This is a genomic window from Paraburkholderia silvatlantica, from assembly GCF_003096715.1.
GTDB classification, from domain to species: domain Bacteria; phylum Pseudomonadota; class Gammaproteobacteria; order Burkholderiales; family Burkholderiaceae; genus Paraburkholderia; species Paraburkholderia silvatlantica.
Map to the genome: position 1 here is coordinate 24,104 of NZ_QEOL01000019.1, position 19,887 is coordinate 43,990.

Here is a 19,887-nt window from a genome sequence, read left to right on the forward strand (position 1 = left end):
GCCAGCCTCGATCACTCGCATTGGGAACCGATAGCCGGCTTGTTCGAGCGCATCGAAGCATTGTGTAATCGTAATCGCCATGATCCGTTACATGTCAATCCACAGCGTCTTCGCGCCCGGTTCGCCATCGCTCTTGCGCCGCAGAAACCCGCCCAGTGACGCGGCCAACTCTGGACATGTCCTGCCCAGACGCATGAGCCGTGCGATACCCCACGATACGACCATGGCCGCGTCGGGCAAGCCGGCAAATGTCGCCGTAGGGCGGGACCGAAGCAGACGTCCTCACAACCGAAGGCTGGACAAGGACTTCAAGTGAAACGATAAATTGCAGTCCAGATCCGCTCAGGCGGATTGCCAACGAACTGCCGATGCATGACCACGCCGCAATGGCGACAACGGTAGTGTTCGATTGCCAACGTACCTTCGCACTCACCGATGCCGATCAATGTCATTCCACTGGTACAGGACCGGTCAGCGGAACAGCCATTGAGGCTGGCGCAATCATTGCAAAGTTCCATAATGACATAGCATTCGACTTGCACTGAAACGGATGGCAGTACTGCAGAAAATGCATAGAACCGGCGCTCCCTGCTGTCACAGCTTCCGCAGATAGCCGGAACTTGCTGAATGTTGAATCTGCGCAGACGGGGCTGGGCCTGCGTACTGACTGCATGTGCAGCAAAGAAGGACAGTCCGCAACTGGAGCCGTGTTGACGCCAAAAGAAAAACACGGTAAGAGTGGTTGATTATAAATCGCAAAATTCCGGTCGCAACATCCCAACGGTCCCGAAAGGAGTGCATCAGGCGGCCAGCGCGCACGCCGATCGGTCGACGCAGGCCACGATCGCATTGCGCGTGTTGAGCAGATGTACGCGCGTCTGCTCGTGCACGGTGGCAGCGGCGCGCGTGCGCCAGGCCCTGAGCAGTTGCGCATGCTCGTCGTTGTTGCTCGCCATGATATCCGGCTGCACGTACATAGACAGCGCCACGTACGGACGCGCGAGCAGCGAAAGCCCGCGTACCACTTCGAACAGCCGTGTGTGCGCCTCGCACTGCATCATATGCTGATGGAATTCCTCGTTCAGCAAGGCCCATTGTTCGGGACTCGGTGCGGCGCCGCTCATGGCGTCGTGGCTCGCCTGCGCCGCGTCGAGTTGCGCGGTACTCACGCGCAGACACGCTCGCGCAGCGAGCACCGGTTCCAGCATCATCCGCAACTCGTAGATCTCGCTCACGTCGTCGGCGGTGAGTCCGCGCACTTCCACGCCCTTGTTCGGATCGATCGCCACGAGCCCTTCGGCGCGCAGGTCGCGGAACGCCTCGCGCACTGGTGTCGTACTCACGCCCAGGCGCCTGGCTACCTCCTCCTGGCGCAGGCGCGTGCCCGCCGTGTAGATGCCTTGCAAGATCTCGGCGCGCAGCGTGCCGAGTACGTACTCCTGAATCGTGCGATACGGCTTGCCCATGCTGTCTCCCTGGTCGCTACCCGGCAGCGCTCGCGCTACGCGACGGCTTCCGTGTTCATGGCAAGCACGAACTCGCGCCGCGCACCGATCACGCGCTCGATCCACGCCGCTACGCGCAGCGTCGCGAGATCTTCGCCGAACGCGCCGATGGTCTGAAAACCGAGCGGCAAACCGATTTCGGTCCAGCCCGAAGGCACCGTGACGGCGGGCATGCCGAGCAGGCTCCACGGCGCGCAGAACGTAGGATCGCCCGTGTCGTCGAGCCCTCGCGGCGCAACGCCGGTGGCCGGCACGCTCACGAGCGCATCGCAGCCCGCGAGCAGTTCCGCCGAGCGCGCGCGCCACTGCGCCTGCAACGCGAGCGCCGCCCGATAGTGCGCCTCGGGCATCGCCGCGCCTTCGTCCACGAGCGCGCGCATAGGCTCGCTCAACTGGTCGCGATGCGCGCGCGCCTCGGGCCCAACCGCGTGCCAGGCTTCCACGCGCAAAATCACCTGCAACGCGTCGACGATCTGCTCGAGATCCGCGTGGAATTCGACCTCGACGACCTCCGCGCCCGCTGCGCGCAACTGCGCGAGCGCGGCGTCGAAATTCACTTTCTGTATGTCCTGCAAGCGGTCGTCGAACGGCGTGCGCACGACGCCCAGACGCGGCGGCGCGGCCAGCGGCGCGAACCACGCGCGCCACGCTTCGGCGCTATCGATCACTTCCACGCGCCGAGTCACGAAGAGCGCGTGCGCGAGCGCCGCCACTTCGACGTCGCGCGCGAAGAAGCCAATGTGATCGAGCGACGCCGCGAGCGCATGCACGCCCTCGCGCGAGATCGTCCCGTAGCTCGGTTTGTAACCCACGACGCCGCAGTACGCGGCCGGCCGGATCACCGATCCCACCGTCTGCGTGCCGAGCGCGAGCGGCACGATACCCGCGCCCACGGCCGCCGCCGAACCACTTGACGAACCGCCCGGCGTATGGTCCTTGTGCCACGGATTCACGGTCGGCCCCGGCTGGCGCCACGCGAATTCGGTCGTCACGGTCTTGCCGAACACCAGCGCGCCGAGTTCGCGCAGTTGCACGACGATGGGCGCGTCGGCCCCCGGTCGATGGCCGCTCCAGATCGGCGAACCGTACGAGGTGGGCATGTCGACGGTGTCGATCAAGTCCTTTACACCCACGGGCAACCCCGCGAGTGGCGCACACGCGTCGGGTTCGACATAGGCATGCGGGCGATGTGTGAAGGCATGCAACGATGCTTCGAGCGCCTCGGCGCGCGCCACGGCTTCGCCAAGCCGCGCGCGGCTCGCAGCGTGATTGCCACGCTGCGCGATCAGCGCCGTCACGAACGACGGTTGGGCTTCGTTCATCCTATCCTTCCATTCGAGGCGCCAGCGCAGCGCGCTGACGCGATAGCGGGCGACTCGGCGCTTACTTCTTCGCGGCGGCCGCAGCAAACGAATTGTCGACGGCACTCGCATAGGTCACGCTGCCAGGCTTGATATTGCCGATCGATTCCTGCAGATCCAGCGCGTTGCCAAACGCCTGCGCGGAGATCTCGGGTGTGGGCGCGTAGATATTCTGGTCGATCAGGCGGCCCACCGCCGCTTCGACGATCTTCGCATCGAGTGAGGGAAACTCCGCTTTCGCGACCGCCTTTGCCGTATCGGGCGACTGATGAATCAGCGCTTCGGCCTCGCCGATCGACTTCACGAACGCCGCCACCATCTGCGGCTTGTCCTTGATGGTCGAGGCCAGCGTGTCGATGGTCGAGAACGCATAGCCGCCCGGATAGGCCTTCGGGAAACTGTAGACCACCTTATAGCCCTGTGCGAGGCCCGTATCCGCCTGCGGCTCGTAGACGGCCGCAGCCTGACTGCGCCCCGCACTCACGGGCGCAAGCTCGGTGCCGATCTGCACCGTGTTGAGCGACACCTTCTCGATCTTCTGATCCTTGATCAGGCGTTGCAGCAAGTATGTGCTGGTCGAAGGCGGCAGCGCCGTGGCCACGCTCTTGCTCGACATGTCGCCGGGCTGATGCACGCCCGCATCGGGTGGCGCGATCACCCACACCGGCACGCCTGCCACCACGTTCGCGACGGCCATCACGTTCGCGCCCTTCAGGTTCGCGAGCACGGCAGTCATCGGGTCCTGCAGTGAAAAGTCCGCATGCCCGCCGATCACCGCCGCCACTCCCGCCGCGCCGCTGCCAGCGGTGACCTTTTTCACGTCGAGACCGTTCTTCGCGAAGATGCCCTTGTCGATCGCCACGTAAAGCGGCAAATACTGAATCGACTGGAATGCCTGATATACCGTCACCGGCTCCGCCGCCTGCGCCGAGACCTGAACGCTCAACCCGGTCACTGCGGCCGCCAATGCAATCGCGCTGACTCGTTTCATCGTGCTGACTTCCATGAAATAACCTTCGCTTCCGTGAAATGAACGATCCAGCCCAGCAGCGTCGCCATCAGCGTGAGCACGATGATGCCGAGCCACACCGTATTCAGGTCGAACAGCGATCCGGCCACGAAAACCTCATGCCCGAGTCCCGCCTGCGAGGCAATGTATTCGCCCACCACCGCACCGATCAGTGCGAAGCCGATGTTCACGCGCAGCGTCGAGAACACCCACGGCAGTGCGCCGGGCAGAATCAGCCTGGTGAAGATCATCGACGGCTTCGCGTTGAAGGAGCGGAACAGGTTGAGCAGATCCTTGTCGACTTCGCGCGCCGCCGCACACGAGGAAATCATCGCCACGGCGAAGGTGGAAATGCCCGCCAGCCACACTTTCGACGTCATGTCCGAACCGAACCAGATGACGATCAGCGGCCCGAGTGCGATCTTCGGAATACTGTTCAGAATGACTGACAATCCTTCGGCAACGCCTGTGACGCGCGGCACGAACCAGAGCAGCAGGCCCAAGCCGATACCGAGCCCGCTGCCCACCACGAGGCCCACCACGGTCTCGTAGAGCGTGACGAGCGTGTCGGGCACCAGCGTGCCGCCGTCCAGACCTTGATGCGCGGCCTGCCAGATACCCGCGGGCGAGCCGAGCAGCTTGCCATTGATCCAGCCCGCTGACACCGCAACTTGCCAGAGCGCGATCAGCGCGACAACGATGAGCGCCACGGCGCCCGTGGTGCCCAGTTGCGCCGCACGGCGCGGCTTCGCGCGGCGCCGTGCGGGCGTGTTGGTGGAGATCGCAATATCGCTCATGCCGTGGCTCCCGCGTGCTGGATGGTATGGCTGCGCAGTCCGTTCCAGACGCGCGAGTGGAAAGTGCGGAACTCGGGCGCCTCGCGCGCCGACACCGCCGTGCGCGGCCCGTGCGTGGTGAGGCGGACGTCGATGTCATCCTCGATGCGCGCCGGGCGGCCGCCCAGCAGGATCACGCGGTCGCTCATGGCGATCGCTTCCTCGATGTCGTGCGTGACGAGCACGACGCTCGTGCCGTTCTGTTCGCGCAGCGCCATCACGTCGTCTTCCAGCGCGAGGCGCGTTTCGTAGTCGAGCGCGGAAAACGGCTCGTCGAGCAGCACCAGCGTGGGATCGACCAGCAGCGTGCGCGTGAGCGCCACGCGCTGGCGCATGCCGCCCGAGAGCGAATGCGGATACGCGTCGGCCACCGTGGCCAGGCCATAACGCGCGAGCATCTGGCGCGCGCGCTCGTAGTCGGCGGGCTTGACCTTGCGATAGAGCTCGATGCCGAGCACGGCGTTTTGCAGCACCGTGCGCCACGGCATCAGCAGGTCCTTTTGCAGCATATAGGCGATACGCCCGGCGTTCCCATCCTCGCGGATGCCCACGCTGATCTGCCCAGACTGCGGCTTGATCAGGCCCGACACGAGATTAAACAGTGTGCTCTTGCCCGCGCCGCTGCGGCCAACGATCGAGACGATCTCGCCGCTGCGCACGCAGAAGTCGAGCCGCTCGAAGATCGGCACGTCGACACCATCAACAGTCTGAAATGAATGACTGAGCCGATGGACCTTCAGTCGGTCCGTAACCGACGCGTGCGTCGAAGCGATTTCCCCCTCATGCGGGGTTGCAATGGCTGAGACACTCATGGACATCCTCACCGGTACGTAATGTACGTTTGTGCTGTGCACGACACATAGTGCACAGTCAAAATGCCACGGCGCAAGTGAAAAAAAAATCCTGCGCAATCGGGGAATCACCTGCTCGATGATGGTGCGAATGCGTGAGCCAACGCGCGTGCAAAGCGCCAGACGGGCATGCGGTGCCGCGCCGTGGTGCACCATGCTGGAAATACACGACGAGCGTGGCAATGTCCGTCGTCGACTCGTCGCCTACGAAAGTCAGTTCGAAGCGAAGTGACAGTTCGACGACAGAAACGCCGCAGAACCAGCGGTTTTGTGATCAGCGTCAGGCGCTGTTTCAAGGCGCCAAGCCTCGACTTCGTCAAGAATCCATTTCGCAAATGCACAAATGGCTGTGGACCGACTCGGAATCACATGTCAATCCCGCAGTGCGCTTACGACTTCAATACCGACCACGCCACCATCACAGGCATCAGGACGCCGAGGCTGATGCTCACTATCCGGTTCAACACAGGATCCGTGAAAAATCGACGCAGGTTGCTCCCCGTCGCCAGCCAGAGGAAGTCAAGGACGACAACCGCTGCCATGCAGATTGCAGCCTTGATCAATACGTCCCCTTGCCCTTTCTCCGATATACCCAGCACGAACCCACCAAATAGGGCACCGAACACCGCGTATGCCTCGACGTTGGTGACGCCGAGAATGAATCCAGACGGAAGTCCCGGCGACGCAACCTCCTCGGGATTCGACAGCGGTGGTGTTGAGTCAATCTTCACCGCGAGGTACAGTGTGTAGCCTGCCGAAGAGGCAAACAGGACTGACGAGACGACGGGAACCGTGCGCGGCGCCACAAATACCGCGCAGGCAACCAATGCGATAGCGGAGACCAGTACGACAGTCGAGTAGCCCGAGGGAATCGCACCCTCAGGCCCTTACGCGTAGGGTCGAGAACTGGCGCGCGCACGGTAGGCTCCGGTGGATTCTCCCTCGCTTTCGCGGTGGGCCTATCTCTACCGCGCCGTTGACCGGGCGGGAAAGACGATCGATTTTCGCCTCAGCGCCAGGCGCGACGTAGCGGCAGCAAAGGCGTTCTTCGCGAAGGCAATCCGGACTCAGGGGCGCGGTCCGCGAGATGAAGACAGACGGGTCGTTGCCCAGGCGAACGAGATTGCGATCCTCGAAGTACCTGAACAACCTGATTGAGCAGGATCACCGCCACATCAAATCGCAGGTGAACGTGATGCTAGGGTTCAAACAGTTCCGCAGCGCCGCCGTTACCCCCTCCGGCATCGAACTAATGCATTGCATTCGCAAAAGCCAGTTCGATCTCACCAGCGTGCTCGTCAAAGATACGACCTCGCCATCGATCTGGACGGCGGTTCTTTCAGCTCGTTGAGGTATCCAAAACGTGGGCGATTTCTCGCCCATGCACCGAGTTTTCACCACAACCGTCACGCCCTGGTGGGCAGCCGGTTCAGGAAAAGATCGCTTCGATATCTAGCGACGCGTCCTTCACCTCGTCGAAGTTCAGCGTCGCTTCGATATGCTGCAGGTGTTGCAGCATGCACGCCGCCGCCTTTTCTTCTTCATGCGCTTCAATTGCATCGATCAGATCACTGTGCTCGTGATGCGGGCACGCCGGGGCATTGGGCTTGTCGTAAAGCGTGATAACCAGACACGTCAACGGCGCGAGTTCTCGCATCATCCGCAAGAGGATTTCGTTGCCGATCATCTCGGCAATCAGCACGTGAAACTCGCCTGACAGTCGGATGATGGCGGGCCGGTCATTCTGCTTGCGTGCGTCGCTTTCCTGCCGCACGTGCTTGCGTAACGCACGCACTTGCGCCGACGTCGCCGTGCGGCTCAACAGCCTGGCCATTTCCGGCTCGATCATCCTCCGCGTGACAAATACGTCTCGCGCCTGCTGGACGCTCGGGCTGGCGATAAAGGCTCCCCGATTCGGCACCAGCTCGATGAGCCCCTCATGCGCGAGCTTGTTGAGCACTTCGCGAATCTTGGTCCGGCTCACGCCCGAGACTTCCGCAAGCCGCTCCTCAATCAGTTTTGTACCGGGTGCAAGGCGATGCTCAAGCACCGCCTTCTGGATACGGCCATAGATTTCCTCGTTTGTAAGCGGCGCCTTGGGCGCGGCAGCTTTACTGGCAGGCATGGAGGAGGCTCGACTCAAGGGGCTTCTGGCAACTGGGAATGGGTTGATGATAGAGCAATCACTAGCATTTTTGTACACAAAATTTGGCAAGGTGCTCGCATCGAAACCCTGCTTTAGAGAAGCAAACTTCAATTTTTGTATTCAAATGCTTATCCGCGCCAGTCGAGCCCAACATCCTGAAAACCTCTTTGGGGACAACTGTACGGCCGGCGCAGCAATCCATATCTGGTGCCAATGATTCGATCCTGGTGCGTCTTCGCACCATCTTCATGCGCGCGTCTATCGCAGCTTACACCACGATTCATGGACGCTCATTCCAGAAAACTTGCTCAGTAAACGGCCGTCTCCACGGTGGAATGCGCACCTTTCATTGCATACAATCCAGTTTTTATTGCGTACAAAAATGACAATTTATGTTGGCATAAGGTTTGCATTAAGTAACTCCAGAAAGCAACTCGTTCCGGCGCCGGCCTCCAGAAGCCACCCTTGAAATGGAAATCATGATGCAACGCACCCTGATTGGTATGTTGACCCCGTCTTCCAATACGGTTCTCGAACCGGTCACGTCGGCGATGCTCGCGGCCCTGCCCGAAGTCAGCTCGCATTTCGGCCGCTTCCGGGTGACCCAGATCGCGTTGTCCGAGCAAGCGCTAGCCCAGTTCGACGACAAGGCAATTCTCGGCGCAGCAGGGTTGCTCGCCGACGCGAAACTGGACGTAATCGGCTGGAACGGGACATCGTCGGGCTGGCTCGGGTTCGAGGCAGACGAGCGTCTGTGCCGCAGCATCACGGAACGCACTGGCATTGCCGCCTGCACCTCGGTGCTCGCGCTCAACGAGATTTTCGCCATGACGGGCGTGCGTCGCTTCGGCCTGATCACGCCCTATCGCGACGACGTGCAGGCAAAGATCGTCTCGACGTATGGCAGCGCGGGCTTCGAATGTGTCGGTGAACGTCATCTGAACAAGCAGGATAATTTTTCGTTTTCAGAGGTCGATGCGGACACGTTGCGTGAGATGGCGCGTGAAGTCGCAAGGAGCAAACCGGACGCGACAACGATTTTCTGCACCAATTTGCGCGGCGCGCCGCTTGCCGAAGAGCTCGAAGCCGAACTCGGCATTCCGGTGTACGACACCATCTCGACGGTGGTCTGGAAAGCGCTGCGGATGAGCGGCATCGATACGCGGCGCGTCACCGGCTGGGGCAGCCTGTTCCGGGAGGTCGCATGAGCGACGCGGCGGCCTTCGACCTCGTGATCCGCAACGCGGATATCGCCACGGCGGCCGACCGTTTCACTGCCGACATCGGCGTTCGCGACGGACGCATCGCCGCGCTGGGCAGCGGACTGGCCCGGGGCGTCAGCGAGATCGACGCAGGCGGCCGCCTCGTCACGCCAGGCGGCGTGGACAGCCACTGTCACCTCGACCAGGACACCGGCGACGACAGCGTGATGGCCGACGACTTCCTGAGCGGCACCGTTTCGGCTGCGTGCGGCGGCACCACCACGGTAATTCCGTTCGCGTGCCAGCAGAAGGGAAAAACGCTGCGTGAGGCGATCGATACCTACCACCAGCGCGCTGACACCCGCGCGGTGATCGACTACGCCTTCCATCTGATCGTCACCGATCCCACGGCGCATGTCCTCGAACGGGAGCTGCCGCAACTGGTCGAAGAGGGGTATACGTCGTTCAAGATCTACATGACGTATGACGCGCTCAAACTGAACGACCGTCAGATCATCGAACTGCTCGCATTGGCCCGCGTCCACGGCGCCATGGTGATGATTCATGCCGAAAACGCCGATTGCATTGCCTGGCTTACCGAAGCGCTGCTGGAGGAAGGCATCACCGCGCCGATCGGGCATGCGCTGTCCCGCCCGATGCTGGCCGAGCGCGAAGCGACGCACCGCGCGATCAGTCTCGCGCAGCTGGTCGACACGCCCGTGCTGATCGTGCACGTCTCCGGCCGCGAAGCGATCGAGCAGATTCGCTGGGCGCAAGGACATGGCCTCGCCGTTTACGCCGAGACATGTCCGCACTATCTGCTGCTGACCGAAGACATGCTCGAAGATGGCCCTCGCGGCTATCAATGTATCTGCAGTCCGCCGCCGCGCGACGAAGGCAACCGCCAGGCCGTGTGGGACGGTCTGGTGAACGGTACGTTTCAGGTGCTCTCCTCCGACCACGCGCCGTTCCGCTTCGAAGGTCCGCACGGCAAGCAGGTGGCCGGCGAAAACCCGCGCTTCGATCAGGTGCCCAACGGCATACCGGGTCTCGAGACGCGCATGGCGTTGCTGATGTCCGAAGGCGTGATGAACGGACGCATCGACATTCACGCATTCGTTGCATTGACCGCAACCAATGCCGCGAAGCTCTATGGTCTCTATCCGCGCAAGGGGTCGATCGCAATCGGCGGCGACGCCGATCTGGTGATCTGGGACACGGATCGAGCCTTCACGCTCACCAACGATGCGTTGCACCACAACGTCGACTACACGCCGTACGAGGGTTGGCAGATGAAAGCGTGGCCCGCGCTGACGCTGTCGCGCGGCGACGTGGTGTGGGACGGCGTGCAGCCCAGCGGCACGCGCGGCCGCGGCGAGTTCCTGCCGGCCTTGCGGCCGCAACCGGCGCAACCGCATCGGCCGTTGAACCCCCGTATCGACACTCACCGGGTACTACCGCGCTTTGCCTTTCCCGCTGTCTATCGCGGGTAGGACTGGCGTGGCGGGCTCGCGCGGAACGCGCAGTGTATTCGGCACCTTCGGCGCCGCTTGACATGCTGGCTTTATAACGTACGTATTGTGATTTTCTCTGGAGATCCTGATGTCCGAACGATTTTCACGTCGCCAATTCCTCCAGCGTGCTGGCGCGGGTGCCGCCCTGATGTCGATTGGCCTGCCCCGCTTTGCGATCGCCGCCGGGCTCACGCTTGACGAGATCAAGAAGGCCGGCGTGCTGCGAATAGGCTGCGAAGCGACCTATCCGCCGCTGACATATCGCAATACGAGCGGCGCGATGGTCGGCTACGACGTGGATCTGGCCAACGCGTTTTGCCGCGATCTCGGCGTCAAGGCGCAGTTCGTCGACACGGTCTGGGCAGGCGTGATTCCATCGCTCTATACGAAGAAGTTCGATCTGGTGATGAGCAGCCTGAGCTACACGGCCGAGCGCGAAAAGCACGTAGCTTTCTCCGTGCCTTACGTCGAGGCCTCACAGGCATTACTGATTCGTGCGGCGGATCTGAAGAGCATCACCAGCCTGACCGGCATGAACGGCAAGGTGCTCGGACTCAAGCTCGGCTCGCCGGGCCAGATACTCGAACCCAAACTCGATGCCCAATTGAAAGCGGCGGGCGGCGCGAGTTTCAGGGAAGTGAAAACCTTCGACGATCATCCGGCCGCCTATATCGCGCTGGCGGAAGGCAAAGTGGACGGTGTACTCAACACATTGCCGACGCTTTCGCTTGTGCTGAAGAACGCGCCGGGCAAATACGCCATCGTCAAGGGCATCGGCGCAGACAATTGGGCGGGGATCGCAGCACGAACGGATGACACCGCGCTGATCGGCTTTATCGACCAGCAATTGCGCAAGTTCAAGAAAGACGGCACGTTGCGTACGCTGCAGCAGAAGTGGTTCGGCTTCGACATGAACTTGCCGGATGCGATTCCGGTGCTGTCCTGAGAGCGCGGCGTTCATGGACTGGAGCATCATCGTCATGGCGTTGCCGATCCTCGCGGTCGGCCTGCTCGCCACGCTTAAGGTTTGCCTCGCGGCCATCGCGATTGGCATTGTGCTCGGCTTCGCGCTGGGTTTCGGCGCGCTCAGCCGCTTCAGGGCGATTCGCATCGCGGTACTGGCGTATGTAGATTTCGTGCGCGGCACACCGCTGCTCGTGCAGATCTTTCTCGTCTATTTTGCGCTGCCTGTCATCGGCATCAACTTCAACGAGTACTGGGCAGGCGTCATCGCGCTCAGTCTGAACGCGGGCGGCTTCATCTGCGAGATCGTGCGCGCCAGCATGCAGTCGGTCGATCACGGCCAGACTGAAGCCGCGCAATCCATCGGCATGCGTCATGGCCAGATCGTTCTGCACGTGCTCTTTCCGCAAGCGTGGCGGCGCATCCTGCCGCCGCTCACCAATGAGCTGATCTCGCTAATCAAGGGTTCGGCGCTGCTGTCTGCGATCTCCGTGTATGAGCTCACGCACGCGGGTCAGGAAATCATCGCAACGTATTTTTCGCCGTTCGAGATTTTCCTGCTGATCGCCCTCTACTACTACGCATTGATCTCGGCGCTGGCGTGGCTGTCGCGCTACCTGGAGCGGCGACTGCCGCAATACTGACTTCATGAGCTCGGGTTCCCGCATGTCTTCCACCGTTACCGCCTCTGAGCTGCCCGCTGCGTCCGCTATGGACGCAGCCGCGCGCACGCATGAAGGCGGAGCTGCAACGCTGCTCTCCATAGAAGGGCTGCACAAGCGCTTCGGAAACAAGGTCATCCTTCCCTCCGTCTCGCTGGAGGTCGGGCACGGCGAGACCGTGGTTCTGATCGGGCCGTCGGGTTCCGGCAAGACCACGCTCCTGCGCTGCCTCAACTTCCTGGAGAGACCGGACGGCGGCACGATCCGCCTTGGCGGCCGGCGCATCGGGCTGTCGGAGCACGGGCGCGCGCTGCCCGAAGCCGACCTGGCGCGGCAACGCAGCCGCCTCGGCTTCGTGTTTCAGCGCTTCAACCTGTTCGCGCATCTGAGTGCGCTGGATAACGTCGCCGCCGGCCCGCAGCGTGTGCTGGGACTCTCGCGCGATGCAGCTCGCGCTCGCGCACAGGGTGCCCTGGACAAAGTCCATCTCGCGCAGCACGTCGACAAGCGGCCCGCGCAACTCTCGGGTGGCCAGCAGCAACGCGTGGCGATTGCCCGCGCGCTCGCGATGGAGCCACAGATGATCCTGTTCGATGAACCGACCTCGGCGCTCGACCCGGAACTCGTCAACGAAGTGCTCGACGTGATGCGCGATCTCGCCGCTGCCCGAATGACGATGATGGTCGTGACACATGAAATGAGCTTCGCGCACAACGTCGCGCATCGGGTTGTCTTCATGGATGCCGGCGCGATCGTCGAACAAGGTACGCCCCACGACGTCTTCGACCGTCCGCGCGAAGAGCGCACCCGGCGTTTCCTGAAGCACCTGCACATCTGAACTGAAGCGGACCGGCTGACTGATGACTGCCCCACCTATCGAGCTTGATCTTGACCTTCTGCTGCTCGGCGCCACCGCCGTGACGATGGACCCGGCGCAACCGCTGCTGCACGACGCGGCCATCGGCATCCGCGGCGAGCGTCTCGCCTTTGTCGGCCGCGCGCACGATCTGCCGCCGCTGACACGCGCGCGGACCACGCGCCGGCTTGATGGACGCGTCATCGTGCCGGGCTACGTGAACGTCCATACCCACGCCATTCTGACGATGGTGCGTGGTGTGGCCGAAGACCTCGGCTTCGCGCCCGCCTACACGCCCGGTATTCCGCACGGCCATGACGTGCGCCCGGACGAAGCCATCGCGCTGGCGCGTCTCGGCGCACTCGAAGCGATGCTGTTCGGCTCGACGCTGATCAATGACAGCTATGTCCACGCAGACCTGACGATGGAAGCCATGGCCGAACTCGGCCTGCGTGTGTATTCGTGCGGACGTTTGCACGATGTCGATTTTTCGGGGGTCGCCGACGGGCATTGGGAATACCATGCCGCAACCGGCGAGCGCACGCTCAACGACGCGCTCGCGCTCGCCGGCCGCTGGCATCGCAAGCGCAACGGGCGCACCGGCGTCCAACTCGCCGTTCACGCGCCCGACACCTGCTCCGACGACTTTTTGCGTCTCATTGCCGACGCAGCGCGCACGCATGATCTCAGCGTGACGACTCATCTCGCGCAAAGCCGTACCGAAGTCAGCGTGGTGAAGCAGCGTTCCGGCAAGAGCCCCGCGCAGCTGCTCGACGAAGTCGGACTGCTCAACGAAAGGCTCGTGGCGGCGCACTGTCTGTATCTGGACGATGACGACATTGCACGCGCCGGACGGGCCGGCATTACGGTGGCGCACATCCCCAAGGGCAACGCGACGGGCGGCACGATGGCGCCCACGCCGCGTCTGCGCGACGCCGGAGCGCGCATTGCATTGGGCACCGATAACATGCACGCCGATATGACCGAGGTGATGCGCTGGGCGCTAGCCATTGCGCGCATCCAGCTGGGCGAAGTCTCGGCCGACTGGCAGCCCGCCGATGCGCTCGCGATGGCGACGCGCAACGGCGCGCAGGCCATGGGCCTCGGCGACGAGCTCGGTTGCCTGAAGACAGGCTGGCTCGCGGACCTCGCGGTATTCGATTTCCAGCGCGCGCATCTGACACCGCACCCCAATCCGTTGGGCACGCTGGTACACACGGGACTTGGGCGCGATGTCGAGATGGTCGTCGTGGGCGGGGAGCTCGTGGTAGACGGCGGCGCCCCCACCCGTTGCGACGCCGATGCCGTCATCGCCGCTGGAAAACACGCCGCCACGCAACTATGGAAAAGGGCAAGCACATGAGCACCCCGCACAGTGTCATTTCGCAGTCGAAGCACGGCGCAGCCGGCGCCGAATTCGCGGCTTCGCAAGCACGCACCTCGCAAACTGGTGCCACCGTGCAGATGCGCGGCATCCGGCATCGTTTCGCCGCCGTGCCGGTGATCGAAGACGTCACGCTTGAAATCGCCGCGGGCGAGCTGGTTGCGTTGCTCGGCCCATCGGGCTGCGGCAAGAGCACCCTGTTGCGCATCCTTGCCGGTCTGCAGGTGCAGTCCGAGGGCGAGGTGCATATCGGTGGGCAACGCGTGGACGGCCTCGCGCCACGCCAGCGCGGCGTGGGCATTGTCTTCCAGAACTACGCGCTGTTTCCGCACATGACGGTCGCCGCGAACGTCGCCTACGGGCTCGAAGCCAACGGCGTCGCGCGTCGGGATGCCGCTCGGAGGGCCATGCAGATGCTCGAGACGGTGCGCATGGACGCATTGGCGAAACGCCACCCGCGCGAGTTGTCGGGCGGACAGCAGCAACGCGTGGCACTGGCCCGTACGCTTGCCGTCGAACCGCGCATCCTGCTGCTTGACGAGCCTTTTGCAGCGCTGGACAAAAACCTGCGGCTCGATATGCAGATCGAAATCCGCCGGCTGCAACGCGAACTGAACATCACGACCGTGATGGTGACGCACGATCAGGAAGAGGCCATGAGCATGGCCGACCGGGTCGCGGTGCTCAATCGCGGGCGGCTCGAACAATACGACGCGGCGGTCGCGATCTACGATCAGCCGGCCACCCCCTTCGTCGCCACCTTCGTCGGCACGGCGAATCTGCTGCCGGTCACCCTGCGCATGCACGACAACCGGTGCCTGGCACACTTCGACGACGGCGCCGCGCTGACCGTTGCCCAGCCCGGCCCGTGGCGCGATGCGGGCGCAGCGCTGCTGGCGGTTCGCCCCGAGCAGTGGGCATGGCAGTTGCCGCAGCCCGGCGCCAGCGCGCGTCAGTTGCTGGCTACAGTGCAACTGGCGATGCCGATCGGTCCCACGCTGGTGGTCGATCTGCAGAGCGACGCCGGACGTACCGTGAAGATTTCCATGCCACGCGCAGAGGGTGCCGACTTGCGCCCCGGCATGCGCGTCGCGCTCGATTTCAAGCCGGGCGCGCGAGTGCGCACGTTCAAGGCGGCGCAACCCGATACCACGGGTGTCTAGGGTCACGAAGGTCCTGGTCCAACCTGCCGTCCGCTTCGTTATCGCCGGTTCATCCTGTTCAACTACCTGACTACCAATCCAGAGGTCCTATGTCGCTGATCGATTACCAACGTCGCAAGCTCCTGCAACTGATGGGCGCAGCGGGGGCTGTCGGCCTGTCCCTCGGCAGCCCGCTTGCCATGGCTGCGTCCGCATCCCTCGCCGCCACCACGTTTCCCGGTGCGTGGGAAGAGTCGCAACGCAAGATCCTGTTGCCCGCGTTTCGCAAGGCGGCGGGCGTGAGCGCCGTGCTCACCGCATCGCAAGCGGTCGACACGCTGACCAAGCTGGTGGCCGCGCGCAACAACCCGCCGTTCGACGTGGTCATGATGGACGAGGGGCCCTACCTGCAGGGCATCGCGCAAGGCGTGTTCGAACCCATTCCTGCAGCCCGGGTGCCGAACCTGGCGAGTCTGCCCGTGCACTTCATCGACCCGAAGGGTCTGGGTGTCTATGTGTCCGCGCAGGTCTATGGCATCGCGTACAACACCGAGCGCGTGAAGACCACGCCGAAATCGTGGAACGATTTGCTCAAGCCGGAATTCAAGGGCCGCGTTGGCCTCGTGAGTCTTGACTCCACCTTGGGCACGGTATGGATGGTGGCGCTCGCCAAGATGCTAGGCGGCGACGAGGATCACATGGACCCAGCGTTCGATTACATCAAGCGGCTGATGCCTAACGTCGGCGCGGTTGCCGCCAATCCGGGCGCACTCGGCACGCTGTTCCAGCAAGATCAGGTGGATATTGCCTGCCACTACATCAACAACGTGGAATCGCTAAAGGCCAAGGGCGTGCCGGTGGCGCTCGCGCGCCCCGAAAGCAACTGGGGCATGGTGCGCAGCACGATGAATATCGTCAAGAACACTCAGGCGGCAGATCTCGCCGCGGCGTATATCAACACCGCATTGAGCGTAGAAGTGCAGCAGCAGATGACGAGCGCGCCCTACTACGTCGCGCCGACCAACACCAAGGTGCCGTTTGGCGCGGCGCTCGCCGCTATCGCGCATGACGCCAATGAGATGGCGTCGTTCGTGCAGGTCGACTGGGCACGCGTCAATCCGCGCCGCGCTGAGTACATCGACCGCTTCAACCGTCTGGTCAAGGTCTGACGCATCATGAAGGCGAATCACCGGATGCCGCGCGACTGGCTGCTCGTGCTGCCACTGGGTCTGTTCTTCGTCGCGTTCGTGGGCATGCCGCTCCTGCTCGTCGCGCTGGTCAGCCTGCACAACGACACCGCCATGACGCATTTCGGCATTCGCCAATACATGGTCTTCTTTGGCGACAGCTATAACCGCGGCATCCTCTGGCAAACGCTCTGGCTCGGCGTGGCGACCACGCTGGTGACGATCGTGCTCGGCTATCCGGTTGCGCATCTGTACGTGGTGAGCCCGCCGCGCTGGCGGCGTGTGCTGATCGTGCTGATTCTGCTGCCGCTTCTGACCAGTTCGGTGGTGCGCACGTTTGCGTGGGTCGTCATTCTCGGCAACGAAGGGCTGGTCAACGCGCTGCTGATGGCACTCCGGCACACGGGCCAACCGGTCAAGCTTCTCTACACGCCGCTGGCGGTGATCCTCTCGCTTGCGCAGATCGAATTGCCGTTGATGGTGTTGCCGCTCGTCACCACGCTCACGGCGCTCGACACGCGCTTGCCCGAGGCCTCGCATGCGCTGGGCGCCAGCTGCTGGCGCACCTGGTGGAAGATCACAGTGCCGCTCGCCATGCCGGGTTTGCTCAGCGGAACCCTGCTGGTGCTTACCGGCGCGGTCAGCGCGTTCGTGGTTCAAACCCTGGTGGGTGGCGGCCAGCTGATGTACATGCCGTTCTACATCTACGAACAGGCCATCCAGACGCAGAACTATCCGTTTGCGGCGACGCTTGCGGTGATTCTGCTGGTGAGCGTGCTGTTCGTGGTGACCTTGCTCAACTATTTCGGCCGCAAGACCAGAGGGTTTGTCCATGGCTAAATCCACGCTCGCCGCGCCGGGCGTCATGCCAGCGCGGCACACCCAGCCGGGTCGCCGGTCGTTCAATGCAGTGATGGGCTTGATGGGCGGCATCGGGCTCCTGATGCTGATCGGGCCCACGCTGATCGTTCTGGTGACCTCGCTCACGTCAGGCTACTCGTTGAAGTTCCCGCCGCCGGGACTGTCATTGCGCTGGTATCAGGCGCTGATCTTCGATTCGCCGGAGATCATCGACGATCTGATGTTGAGCCTGAAGCTGGCTGCCGCTGCAACCGCCTGCGCGACCGTGCTGGCGGTCGCCGCCGCGGTCACGCTCGCGCGCCGTCGCACGTTCGGCGCGCGAGTGCTCGATTCGTTCTTCATGGCGCCGCTGACCATTCCGTCGCTGGCGCTGGGTCTGGGTATTCTGATCCTGTTCAATCTCGACAGCGCGGGGCTCTCGTTCTACAGCCTGCTCGCCGGTCACATCGCGCTGTGCGCGCCGTATGTGCTGTACACGACCTCGGCCAGTTATGCGCAGCTGGATCCTGCGCTGCTCGACAGCTCGACGTGCCTCGGCGCGGGTGGCTGGTTCACGTTTCGCCGTGTCGTACTACCCGCGCTGGTGCCGGGCATTGCGTCGGGGGCGTTCATCGCGTTCATGAATTCGTTCGATAACGTCGCGCTGTCGCTGTTCCTGTCGGACGCGAGATCCGAAGTGCTGCCCATCCATCTTTGGCACATCATCGAGGACAGCCTCGACGTGCGGGCAGCCGCGGCCTCGGGCGTACTGATTATCGCCACCTTGATTTCCATGCTGCTGATGGAGCGACTCGCAGGTCTGTCGCGGCAGTTTCGCTAGCTGCCGCAGTCAACCCCTTCCCTTCGATCAAGCAAAGACCGTGCGCAAAATACTTTCCAACGTCAGAGCTTTACTCGGCACCCAACAGCGTTATGAGGAACGGCGCGTGGATGTCGTCATCGAAGGCGAGCGCATCGCCGCCATCGTGCCGGGCGGCAGCGCGGCCGACGGCGAGCGCATACCGCTCGACGACTGCCTGCTGGTGCCGGGGCTCATCAACGGCCATCAACATTCGCACGAGCACTTTCACAAGGGACGGCTCGAGAACCTGCCGCTCGAGTTGTGGATGCACTATGTGCGCTCGCCGCGCCCCGTCAAGCTGACGCCGCGTCAGGTCTATCTGCGAACGTTGATTGGTGCGCTCGAATCGCTGCGCACCGGCGCAACCACGCTCGTCGACGACGTGAGCCTCGGTCAGGCCATTGACCCGGCCGCCGTCGACGCTATCTTCCAGGCCTACGAGGACGCAGGGATTCGCGCGCTTGTGGGGTTCTCGATGATGGATCGCTCGATCGTCGACAACTTCCCGGAGGTCGACAGCATTTTCCCGCCTGCGCTGCTTGCGCAACTACGCGCGCAGCCGCGCCCTTCTCCCGACGCCTTCTTCGCGCTGCTGGAAAACGAGCTGGCGCATCACCATCCGCAGCATGATCGGGTGGGCATGCTGATCGCCCCTTCCGCACCGCAGCGCTGCACGCCGGAATTTCTCGCGCGCTGCCGCGAATTCGCCGACACCCATGATCTACCGGTCATCATCCACGTTCAGGAAACCCGCTTGCAGGTGGTAACGGCGCAAGCCTTCTACGGCAAGTCCATGGTGATGCGCCTTGCGGAGCTGGAATTTCTGCGACCCGGCACGTCGCTGATCCACGCGGTCTGGTTGTCGGATGCGGAGATCGCCTGTCTGGCTCGATCGGGCGCGAGCGTGCAGCATAATCCATGGAGCAATCTGATGCTCGGCTCAGGCGTTCAACCCGTGCGGGCGCTGCTCGAAGCGGGCGTCAACGTGAGTCTCGGCTCCGACGGGTGCGCGTCGACGGTCACCGTCAATATGCTCAACGTGCTTGGCAGCGCCGCAGCGGTGTCGAAGATACGCGGCGACGATTATTCGCGCTGGCTGTCCGCAGCTGAAGCACTGCGTGCGGGGACGATCGGCGGCGCGACCGCGCTCGGACTAGGCAGCCAGCTCGGTGCAATCGAGCCGGGGTATCGCGCCGACCTGGTCGCTTACCGGACCGACGCGATCAGCTTCTCGCCGCTCACCGATCCGGTGCGGCAACTGGTGTATGCCGAGCGCGGCGCCGCTATCGACAGCGTGTTCGTTGCGGGTGAAGCAGTCATGCGGAACGGACGACTCACGCGCGTCGATGAAGGCGCGCTGCTGCGGGAGATCAACGCCGCTTACCAGGCACTGGGCGAGGAGTTCGACCTCGCGGATGAATCCGTCGCGCCGCTGCGCGTGGAGATGGAGAGGGTCTACGCACGCGCCCAGGCACTGCAGGCCGCCTGGCAACCTCATCCGGCGAAACTGGCCGGATGACGACGACGGACTCCCGCACCAGGCAATCCAGATGCGCGCCGCTGCTGC

The 19,887-nt window shown here is 63.2% G+C and carries 18 protein-coding genes and 2 pseudogenes; 12 read left to right on the forward strand and 8 right to left on the reverse strand.

What is annotated here, in order from left to right:
- Window positions 1-87: 87 nt before the first annotated feature.
- The 7 genes and pseudogenes from C7411_RS38355 to C7411_RS23365 all read right to left on the reverse strand — a co-directional run.
- Window positions 88-225, reverse strand: a pseudogene (locus tag C7411_RS38355) (IS4 family transposase); the annotation flags it as partial.
- A gap of 575 nt (window positions 226-800) precedes the next feature.
- Window positions 801-1,466 (reverse strand): GntR family transcriptional regulator, encoded by a 666-nt coding sequence (locus C7411_RS23340; RefSeq protein ID WP_110386428.1) that lies wholly within the window; start codon window positions 1,464-1,466, stop codon window positions 801-803.
- A gap of 35 nt (window positions 1,467-1,501) precedes the next feature.
- Window positions 1,502-2,827, reverse strand: a complete 1,326-nt coding sequence (locus C7411_RS23345; RefSeq protein ID WP_110386429.1) for an amidase — start codon at window positions 2,825-2,827, stop codon at window positions 1,502-1,504.
- A 61-nt stretch (window positions 2,828-2,888) separates the two neighbouring features.
- Window positions 2,889-3,857 carry an ABC transporter substrate-binding protein gene (locus C7411_RS23350; protein WP_110386430.1) on the reverse strand — a complete coding sequence of 323 codons (969 nt, stop codon included), beginning with the start codon at window positions 3,855-3,857 and terminating at the stop codon, window positions 2,889-2,891.
- On the reverse strand, window positions 3,854-4,672 hold the full coding sequence (locus tag C7411_RS23355) for an ABC transporter permease (RefSeq protein WP_110386431.1): 819 nt from the start codon (window positions 4,670-4,672) through the stop codon (window positions 3,854-3,856). The genes C7411_RS23350 and C7411_RS23355 overlap by 4 nt, the downstream gene beginning before the upstream one ends.
- Complete coding sequence (locus tag C7411_RS23360) at window positions 4,669-5,523, reverse strand: ABC transporter ATP-binding protein (RefSeq protein WP_110386432.1); 855 nt, start codon at window positions 5,521-5,523, stop codon at window positions 4,669-4,671. Before C7411_RS23360 ends, C7411_RS23355 begins: the two co-directional genes overlap by 4 nt.
- Before the next feature lie 428 nt (window positions 5,524-5,951).
- Window positions 5,952-6,368 carry a hypothetical protein gene (locus C7411_RS23365; protein ID WP_181431364.1) on the reverse strand — a complete coding sequence of 139 codons (417 nt, stop codon included), beginning with the start codon at window positions 6,366-6,368 and terminating at the stop codon, window positions 5,952-5,954.
- A gap of 148 nt (window positions 6,369-6,516) precedes the next feature.
- Here C7411_RS23365 and C7411_RS23370 point away from each other — a divergent pair.
- A pseudogene (locus C7411_RS23370) lies at window positions 6,517-6,913 on the forward strand (DDE-type integrase/transposase/recombinase); the annotation flags it as partial.
- Between the two features lie 78 nt (window positions 6,914-6,991).
- On the opposite strand, the gene C7411_RS23375 reads toward C7411_RS23370, so the two are convergent.
- Entirely contained in the window at window positions 6,992-7,705 is a 714-nt protein-coding gene (locus C7411_RS23375) for a GntR family transcriptional regulator (RefSeq protein ID WP_243413303.1), read from the reverse strand.
- A 482-nt stretch (window positions 7,706-8,187) separates the two neighbouring features.
- On the opposite strand from C7411_RS23375, the gene C7411_RS23380 reads away from it, so the two are divergent.
- The 11 genes from C7411_RS23380 (at window position 8,188) to C7411_RS23430 (ending at window position 19,839) form a co-directional block, all read left to right on the forward strand.
- Window positions 8,188-8,916: a maleate cis-trans isomerase family protein gene (locus C7411_RS23380; protein ID WP_110386545.1), complete on the forward strand. Its 729-nt coding sequence runs from the start codon at window positions 8,188-8,190 to the stop codon at window positions 8,914-8,916.
- Window positions 8,913-10,403, forward strand: a complete 1,491-nt coding sequence (gene hydA, locus C7411_RS23385) for a dihydropyrimidinase (protein WP_110386434.1) — start codon at window positions 8,913-8,915, stop codon at window positions 10,401-10,403. Before C7411_RS23380 ends, hydA begins: the two co-directional genes overlap by 4 nt.
- Before the next feature lie 109 nt (window positions 10,404-10,512).
- A complete protein-coding gene (locus C7411_RS23390; RefSeq protein WP_110386546.1) occupies window positions 10,513-11,370 on the forward strand; it encodes a transporter substrate-binding domain-containing protein in 858 nt (285 codons plus the stop codon).
- A 13-nt stretch (window positions 11,371-11,383) separates the two neighbouring features.
- Window positions 11,384-12,031 carry an amino acid ABC transporter permease gene (locus tag C7411_RS23395; protein WP_110386435.1) on the forward strand — a complete coding sequence of 216 codons (648 nt, stop codon included), beginning with the start codon at window positions 11,384-11,386 and terminating at the stop codon, window positions 12,029-12,031.
- A gap of 22 nt (window positions 12,032-12,053) precedes the next feature.
- Window positions 12,054-12,887 (forward strand): amino acid ABC transporter ATP-binding protein, encoded by an 834-nt coding sequence (locus C7411_RS23400; RefSeq protein WP_279306310.1) that lies wholly within the window; start codon window positions 12,054-12,056, stop codon window positions 12,885-12,887.
- 22 nt (window positions 12,888-12,909) lie between these two features.
- Window positions 12,910-14,268 carry an amidohydrolase family protein gene (locus C7411_RS23405; RefSeq protein WP_243413304.1) on the forward strand — a complete coding sequence of 453 codons (1,359 nt, stop codon included), beginning with the start codon at window positions 12,910-12,912 and terminating at the stop codon, window positions 14,266-14,268.
- A complete protein-coding gene (locus C7411_RS23410) occupies window positions 14,265-15,452 on the forward strand; it encodes an ABC transporter ATP-binding protein (RefSeq protein ID WP_243413305.1) in 1,188 nt (395 codons plus the stop codon). The genes C7411_RS23405 and C7411_RS23410 overlap by 4 nt, the downstream gene beginning before the upstream one ends.
- Window positions 15,453-15,541: 89 nt before the next feature.
- Complete coding sequence (locus C7411_RS23415) at window positions 15,542-16,600, forward strand: ABC transporter substrate-binding protein (RefSeq protein WP_110386436.1); 1,059 nt, start codon at window positions 15,542-15,544, stop codon at window positions 16,598-16,600.
- Window positions 16,601-16,606: 6 nt separating this feature from the next.
- A complete protein-coding gene (locus tag C7411_RS23420; protein WP_243413306.1) occupies window positions 16,607-17,458 on the forward strand; it encodes an ABC transporter permease in 852 nt (283 codons plus the stop codon).
- Entirely contained in the window at window positions 17,451-18,299 is an 849-nt protein-coding gene (locus C7411_RS23425) for an ABC transporter permease (RefSeq protein WP_243413307.1), read from the forward strand. The genes C7411_RS23420 and C7411_RS23425 overlap by 8 nt, the downstream gene beginning before the upstream one ends.
- A 40-nt stretch (window positions 18,300-18,339) precedes the next feature.
- Window positions 18,340-19,839 carry an amidohydrolase family protein gene (locus tag C7411_RS23430; RefSeq protein ID WP_110386438.1) on the forward strand — a complete coding sequence of 500 codons (1,500 nt, stop codon included), beginning with the start codon at window positions 18,340-18,342 and terminating at the stop codon, window positions 19,837-19,839.
- Window positions 19,840-19,887: the final 48 nt, after the last annotated feature.

Bases quoted from the DNA above. Each gene is read 5' to 3' on its own strand.
- C7411_RS23410 (WP_243413305.1), top strand. From the start codon at position 14,265: ATGAGCACCCCGCACAGTGTCATTTCGCAGTCGAAGCACGGCGCAGCC.
- C7411_RS23415 (WP_110386436.1), top strand. From the start codon at position 15,542: ATGTCGCTGATCGATTACCAACGTCGCAAGCTCCTGCAACTGATGGGC.
- hydA (WP_110386434.1), top strand. From the start codon at position 8,913: ATGAGCGACGCGGCGGCCTTCGACCTCGTGATCCGCAACGCGGATATC.
- C7411_RS23355 (WP_110386431.1), bottom strand. From the start codon at position 4,672: ATGAGCGATATTGCGATCTCCACCAACACGCCCGCACGGCGCCGCGCG.
- C7411_RS23350 (WP_110386430.1), bottom strand. From the start codon at position 3,857: ATGAAACGAGTCAGCGCGATTGCATTGGCGGCCGCAGTGACCGGGTTG.
- C7411_RS23380 (WP_110386545.1), top strand. From the start codon at position 8,188: ATGATGCAACGCACCCTGATTGGTATGTTGACCCCGTCTTCCAATACG.
- C7411_RS23345 (WP_110386429.1), bottom strand. From the start codon at position 2,827: ATGAACGAAGCCCAACCGTCGTTCGTGACGGCGCTGATCGCGCAGCGT.
- C7411_RS23400 (WP_279306310.1), top strand. From the start codon at position 12,054: ATGTCTTCCACCGTTACCGCCTCTGAGCTGCCCGCTGCGTCCGCTATG.
- C7411_RS23340 (WP_110386428.1), bottom strand. From the start codon at position 1,466: ATGGGCAAGCCGTATCGCACGATTCAGGAGTACGTACTCGGCACGCTG.
- C7411_RS23425 (WP_243413307.1), top strand. From the start codon at position 17,451: ATGGCTAAATCCACGCTCGCCGCGCCGGGCGTCATGCCAGCGCGGCAC.
- C7411_RS23405 (WP_243413304.1), top strand. From the start codon at position 12,910: ATGACTGCCCCACCTATCGAGCTTGATCTTGACCTTCTGCTGCTCGGC.
- C7411_RS23420 (WP_243413306.1), top strand. From the start codon at position 16,607: ATGAAGGCGAATCACCGGATGCCGCGCGACTGGCTGCTCGTGCTGCCA.
- C7411_RS23360 (WP_110386432.1), bottom strand. From the start codon at position 5,523: ATGAGTGTCTCAGCCATTGCAACCCCGCATGAGGGGGAAATCGCTTCG.
- C7411_RS23390 (WP_110386546.1), top strand. From the start codon at position 10,513: ATGTCCGAACGATTTTCACGTCGCCAATTCCTCCAGCGTGCTGGCGCG.
- C7411_RS23395 (WP_110386435.1), top strand. From the start codon at position 11,384: ATGGACTGGAGCATCATCGTCATGGCGTTGCCGATCCTCGCGGTCGGC.